Source organism: Mesorhizobium sp. P2_D1 (assembly GCF_056404455.1).
In genome coordinates, this window is the sequence record NZ_JBFUDZ010000060.1 from 24021 (window position 1) to 30244 (window position 6224).

At 62.1% G+C, this 6224-nt stretch carries 7 protein-coding genes; 4 read left to right on the forward strand and 3 right to left on the reverse strand.

The annotated features are described in order from the left end of the window. Nucleotide 1: 1 nt before the first annotated feature. The 3 genes from AC1D0I_RS28140 to AC1D0I_RS28150 all read right to left on the reverse strand — a co-directional run bounded on the left by AC1D0I_RS28140 (nucleotide 2) and on the right by AC1D0I_RS28150 (nucleotide 2428). Nucleotides 2–928 carry a Gfo/Idh/MocA family protein gene (locus AC1D0I_RS28140; protein ID WP_477399230.1) on the reverse strand — a complete coding sequence of 309 codons (927 nt, stop codon included), beginning with the start codon at nucleotides 926–928 and terminating at the stop codon, nucleotides 2–4. A gap of 89 nt (nucleotides 929–1017) precedes the next feature. Then, nucleotides 1018–2130, reverse strand: a complete 1113-nt coding sequence (locus tag AC1D0I_RS28145) for a PLP-dependent cysteine synthase family protein (RefSeq protein ID WP_477399231.1) — start codon at nucleotides 2128–2130, stop codon at nucleotides 1018–1020. 16 nt (nucleotides 2131–2146) lie between these two features. Next, nucleotides 2147–2428 carry a transcriptional regulator gene (locus AC1D0I_RS28150; protein WP_095089673.1) on the reverse strand — a complete coding sequence of 94 codons (282 nt, stop codon included), beginning with the start codon at nucleotides 2426–2428 and terminating at the stop codon, nucleotides 2147–2149. Between the two features lie 477 nt (nucleotides 2429–2905). Here AC1D0I_RS28150 and rpsL point away from each other — a divergent pair, with 477 nt between their 5' ends. The 4 genes from rpsL to AC1D0I_RS28170 all read left to right on the forward strand — a co-directional run. Then, the gene (rpsL, locus tag AC1D0I_RS28155; protein WP_477399233.1) at nucleotides 2906–3277 is read left to right on the forward strand and encodes a 30S ribosomal protein S12; all 372 of its coding nucleotides are present in this window, start codon (nucleotides 2906–2908) and stop codon (nucleotides 3275–3277) included. 75 nt (nucleotides 3278–3352) lie between these two features. Continuing rightward, the gene (gene rpsG / locus AC1D0I_RS28160) at nucleotides 3353–3823 is read left to right on the forward strand and encodes a 30S ribosomal protein S7 (RefSeq protein WP_008875664.1); all 471 of its coding nucleotides are present in this window, start codon (nucleotides 3353–3355) and stop codon (nucleotides 3821–3823) included. Between the two features lie 29 nt (nucleotides 3824–3852). After that, nucleotides 3853–5943, forward strand: coding sequence for an elongation factor G (gene fusA, locus AC1D0I_RS28165; protein ID WP_477399235.1), 2091 nt, complete (start codon nucleotides 3853–3855; stop codon nucleotides 5941–5943). Between the two features lie 66 nt (nucleotides 5944–6009). Next, nucleotides 6010–6224: GTP-binding protein (locus tag AC1D0I_RS28170; protein ID WP_477399237.1), on the forward strand; the 215-nt coding region annotated here is incomplete at its 3' end.

Genomic DNA, 6224 nt, shown 5'->3' on the forward strand with positions numbered 1-6224 from the left:
CTCAGTCGAAAAACGCCTCGACCACATTGCGCTTGCCGAGCATGAAGGCATCGGCGACATGCTGGAGCGGCGCCAGATCGACGTCGGAGCTGCCGGCGCGGACAATCTCGGCAAACCGCTTGTAAAGCATCGGGTATTCTGCTTCCGGTTCGTCATGGACGACGCGGCCGTCGACGGCGAGCTTCGAGCCGCCGCCTGAAAGGACCATCGCACCCTTGTCGGTGTCGGCAACTATGTCCCAGCTTTGCGGGCCTGTCTGGAGCCAGTCGAGATCCATCGCCACCGGCAATCCGTTCGAGGTGCGGAAGGTGACCTGTGCCGCGACCGGCGCGGCGCGGTTTTCAGGAAAATCGAGCACGGCCGAGGTGATGAACATCGGCGGCAGGATGTGGGTCACGATCGACAGTGCATTGATGCCGGGATCGAAGACGCCGAAGCCGCCGGGAGCCCAGATCCATTCCTGGTTCGGGTGCCAGCGACGCACGTCTTCCTTCCAGTTGATGGCGGCGGACTTGATCTTGGCCGAACTCAGGAAGGCACGCGCGGCCTCGACTGCCGGCGCATAACGCGAATGCCAGCTGGCAAACAGCGAGACGCCGTTCTTCGCGGCCAATGCCTTGAGGTTCTCGACCTCGCTGACAGTGGCGCCGGGTGGCTTCTCCAGGAAGACGTGTTTCTTTGCTTCCAGTGCTGTGCGCGCCGCGTCGTAGCGAAACTGCGGCGGCATGCAGAGCGAAACGGCCTCGAGCTCCGGCACCGCGTCGAGCATGGCTTCGATATCAGGAAAATTCGGAATGCCGTCGACCTTGCCGTGCCGGCTGGCGGCGGCGATGAGGCGATAGTCCTGGTCCTTCCCCAGGGCCGGCAGGTGCTGGTCGCGGACGATCTTGCCGACACCGACGATGCCTATCTTGATGGGCTGGGACACGGCCGCTCCGTCTGTTGAATGATGGTGGTGGCTTCTTATCAGAACACTTGTCCCCGACAAGCCGAAGCCGGCGAGCCGACGCCGAAAAGTCAGCCCCAGCTTTCCTCGAACGGCAAGGTCAGTTTTCCACCCGCCAAAAAGGCCTCGATCGCCGGTTCGAAAGGCGAGGGGTCGAGGCTGTTCGCAGCCAGCCATTCGTCGGAATAATATGTGTTGGCATAGCGATCGCCAGAATCGCAGATCAGCGTCACCAGTGAACCCRCCCTTCCTTCCTCGATCATGCGCGCGGCCTGAAAGCACATGGCGATGAAGTTGGTGCCGGTCGAGCCGCCGACACGACGGCCGAGCCGTCGCGACAACACCCGCATCGCCGCCAGCGACAGAGCGTCCGGCACCCGCAGCATATGATCGATGACGCCAGGCACGAAGGACGGCTCCATTCGCGGCCGGCCGATCCCCTCGATCCGCGACGGCTGTTCGCAGCGGCAGTTGCGATCATGCGTGGCAAAACCGTCGAAGAAGGCCGAGCGCTCGACGTCGGCAACCGACAGCCGCGTCGCATGCTGCTTGTAGCGCAGGAAGCGGCCGATCGTGGCGGTGGTGCCGCCGGTGCCGGCGCTCATCACGATCCAGGCCGGAACCGGATGCCGCTCCTCGCGCATCTGCCCGAAGATCGATTCGGCGATGTTGTTGTTGCCGCGCCAGTCGGTGGCGCGCTCGGCATGGGTGAACTGGTCCATGAAATGGCCGCCGAGTTTCGCCGCGAGTTCGGCCGACTCGGCATAGATGCGCCTGCCGTCGTCGATGAAATGGCTGTTGCCGCCATAGTGCTCGATCGCGGCGATCTTTTCGCGCGAGGTCGAGCGCGGCATCACCGCATAGAACGGCACCCCGATCATACGGGCAAAGTACGCCTCCGATACCGCGGTCGAACCCGACGACGCTTCGATCACCGGCGCGCCTTCGCGGATCAGGCCATTGCACAGCGCATACAGAAACAGCGAACGCGCCAGCCGGTGCTTCAGGCTGCCGGTCGGATGGGTGGACTCATCCTTGAGATAGAGATCGATGCCGGCCAGTGCCGGTAGATCGAGCTTCCACAGATGCGTGTCGGCCGAGCGGCGCTGATCGGCCTCGATCGCCGCGACGGCCCGGTCGGCCCAGGTCCGGGACGCAGGTCCAACCGCTTTTGGTCCGGCCATCGTCAGCGCCCCCGATTCAGATCGGCACGTCGAAAGTAACGATCGACACTTCGCCTTCGAGCGCGCCCTGGAAGGCGGAAAGATGCGGCTCATCGTCGGGTGCGCCGTCCATGTCGCCGATCTGGTCGAGTTCGGCCTCGGCGTAACCTTCCGCAGCAAGCGATTCGAGCGCCCGGCGCACCGCCGAATCGTCGTCGGGGGCGACCAGCATCACATGCACGCCTTCCGGCTTGCCGCCCTTTTTCTTCCACACCCGGCCGGTGATGATGGTGACGGGGCGCTCTTCATTGTCGTTCACGGGCCGATTCCTCTTGGCAGATTGCGGGCGGGCGAGGGGATTTTCACTGCTCATGCGGCCTTTTCGCATGAAGCAGGGCCGTGCAACAGCGCAAAGCCGGTCACTTTCTTCCTCGCCCTTGCAAAATTGCGAAACAAAATTACATGCGTTTTTCGCATGGCTGCCGAGCCTTGGTTGGCGCGCAATATTTGGCGCTCCGGGCTTGACGGTTCGCGGTCTTACGAGTAGAAGCCGCCCAGTCAGAACCGATGTGAGGCTCTCCCTTCCGAAGCGACACGCTTTGGAGTTTGCCTCAAACAGGGTTCGTTTTACGAGCGAAAAGACATTTCCGGCGTGCACGAAGCGGGTCCGCTTCCTCTGCCATTTGTTCGGGCAAAGACCGCGAGGCGCGGTTTGTGGCCCGAATTTGCGTATGGAAATGACGCTTTGAGCGGCCCTGACCGGGCGAGACACGGAATTGAGAGACAAGAGGGTTTAATGCCTACCGTCAACCAGCTGATCCGCWAGCCGCGCATTGCGCCGGTGAAGCGCAACAAGGTCCCGGCCATGCAGCAGAACCCGCAGAAGCGGGGCGTCTGCACGCGCGTCTATACAACGACGCCGAAGAAGCCGAACTCGGCGCTGCGCAAGGTGGCCAAGATCCGCCTGACCAATGGTTTTGAAGTGATCGGGTACATCCCCGGCGAAGGTCACAACCTTCAGGAACACTCCGTGGTCATGATCCGCGGCGGCCGCGTCAAGGATCTTCCGGGCGTTCGCTACCACATCATCCGCGGCGTGCTCGACACGCAGGGTGTGAAGAACCGCAAGCAGCGCCGTTCGAAGTACGGCGCCAAGCGTCCGAAGTGACCGAAGCGTAGCGAAGGTCATCCCGGGCAAGCATCCGGGATCAAGGCCACCACGCATAATTGAGGCAGAGAAAAAATGTCGCGTCGTCACAGTGCAGAAAAGCGTGAGATCAATCCGGACCCGAAGTTCGGCGATCTGATCGTCACCAAGTTCATGAACGCCGTCATGTATGACGGCAAGAAGTCGGTTGCCGAGACCATCGTCTACGGCGCGCTCGACCAGGTTCAGTCGAAGACCAAGCAGGAGCCGGTCACCGTCTTCCATCAGGCGCTCGACAATGTCGCGCCGCATGTGGAAGTGCGTTCGCGTCGTGTCGGCGGCGCCACCTACCAGGTTCCGGTCGACGTGCGCCCCGAGCGCCGCCAGGCTCTGGCCATTCGTTGGCTGATCGCCGCGGCCCGCAACCGCAACGAGACCACCATGGTCGACCGCCTCTCCGGCGAGCTGATGGACGCGGCCAACAACCGCGGCACCGCCGTCAAGAAGCGTGAAGACACCCACAAGATGGCTGAAGCCAACCGCGCTTTCGCGCACTACCGCTGGTAAAGCGCGTACGAGACTGAGAGGCAGCTACGATGGCCCGCGAATACAAAATCGAAGACTACCGCAATTTCGGTATCATGGCGCATATTGACGCCGGCAAGACGACGACCACCGAGCGCGTCCTCTATTACACGGGCAAGTCGCACAAGATCGGCGAAGTCCACGACGGCGCTGCCACCATGGATTGGATGGAGCAGGAGCAGGAGCGCGGCATCACCATCACGTCCGCCGCGACCACGACCTTCTGGAAGGGTCGCAGCGGCAAGATGTACCGCTTCAACATCATCGACACCCCCGGACACGTCGACTTCACCATCGAAGTCGAGCGTTCGCTGCGCGTGCTCGACGGCGCCATTGCGCTGCTCGACGCCAACGCCGGTGTCGAGCCGCAGACGGAAACCGTCTGGCGCCAGGCCGACAAGTATCGCGTTCCGCGCATGATCTTCTGCAACAAGATGGACAAGATCGGCGCCGACTTCTACCGCTCGGTCGAGATGATCGGTTCGCGCCTCGGTGCGCATGCCGTCGTCATGCAGCTGCCGATCGGTGCCGAGACCGAGTTCAAGGGCGTTGTCGACCTCGTCGAGATGAACGCGCTTGTCTGGCGCGACGAGACACTGGGTGCTGCCTGGGACGTCGTCGAGATCCCGGCCGACCTCAAGGCTCGTGCCGAGGAATACCGCGAGAAGATGATCGAAGCCGCCGTCGAAATGGACGAGACGGCACTCGAGAACTACCTCGAAGGCAAGATGCCGTCGAATGACGAGATCCGCGCGCTGATCCGCAAGGGCACCATCGCGGTGAAGTTCTACCCGATGTTCTGTGGCTCGGCCTTCAAGAACAAGGGTGTGCAGCCTCTACTCGACGCCGTCGTCGAATATCTGCCGTCGCCGGCCGATGTTCCGGCCATCAAGGGCGTCGATGCCAAGACCGACGCCGAGATCGAGCGTCACGCCGACGACAACGAGCCGCTGTCGATGCTCGCCTTCAAGATCATGAACGACCCGTTCGTCGGTTCGCTCACCTTTGCCCGCATCTATTCGGGCAAGCTCACCAAGGGCATCTCGGTCGACAACACCGTGAAGGGCAAGAAGGAACGCATCGGCCGCATGCTGCAGATGCATGCCAACTCGCGCGCCGACGTCGAAGAGGCTTTCGCCGGCGACATCGTCGCTCTGGCTGGCCTCAAGGATACGACCACCGGCGACACGCTGAGTGACCCGCTGCATCCGGTCATCCTCGAGCGCATGGAATTCCCCGATCCGGTCATCCAGATCGCGATCGAGCCGAAGACCAAGAACGACCAGGAAAAGATGGGCCTCGCCCTTCACCGCCTGGCCGCCGAGGATCCTTCCTTCCGCGTCAAGACCGACGAGGAAAGCGGCCAGACGATCATTTCCGGCATGGGTGAGCTTCACCTCGACATCATCGTCGACCGCATGCGTCGCGAATTCAAGGTCGAGGCCAATGTCGGTGCGCCGCAGGTGGCCTATCGCGAGACGATCACCCGCAGGCACGAGCAGGACTACACGCACAAGAAGCAGACCGGCGGTACCGGTCAGTTCGCCCGCGTCAAGATCGTCTTCGAGCCGAATCCGGACAGCAGCGAATTCGAGTTCGAAACCAAGATCGTCGGCGGTGCGGTTCCCAAGGAATACATCCCCGGTGTCGAAAAGGGCATCAACAGCGTCATGACCTCGGGTCCGTTCGCGGGCTTCCCGATGATCGGTGTCAAGGCGACGCTGATCGACGGCGCTTACCACGATGTCGACTCCAGCGTTCTGGCCTTCGAAATCGCCGGCCGCGCCTGCTTCCGTGAAGCCGCACCCAAGCTTGGCGTCCAGTTGCTCGAGCCGATCATGAAGGTCGAAGTGGTGACGCCGGAAGACTACGTCGGCAGCGTCATCGGCGATCTGAACGGCCGTCGCGGCCAGATCCAGGGCCAGGAATCACGTGGCGTGGCAGTGGTCATCAACGCGATGGTGCCGCTCGCCAACATGTTCAAGTACGTCGACAACCTGCGCTCGATGAGCCAGGGCCGCGCGGCCTACACGATGCAGTTCGATCACTACGAGCCTGTGCCGACCGCGGTCGCCCAGGAAGTTCAGAAGAAATACGCGTAACTCGAACGGGTTGCAGCGGTAACTTAATTCAAGGCCCGCACGGGCGAGCAGGATTGGAGACATCACATGGCAAAAGGTAAATTCGAGCGTAACAAGCCTCATGTGAACATCGGCACGATTGGTCACGTTGACCATGGCAAGACGTCGCTGACGGCGGCGATCACGAAGTATTTTGGCGAATACAAGCGCTATGACCAGATCGACGCGGCACCTGAGGAGAAGGCGCGCGGCATCACGATCTCGACGGCGCATGTCGAATACGAGACGGCCAACCGCCACTA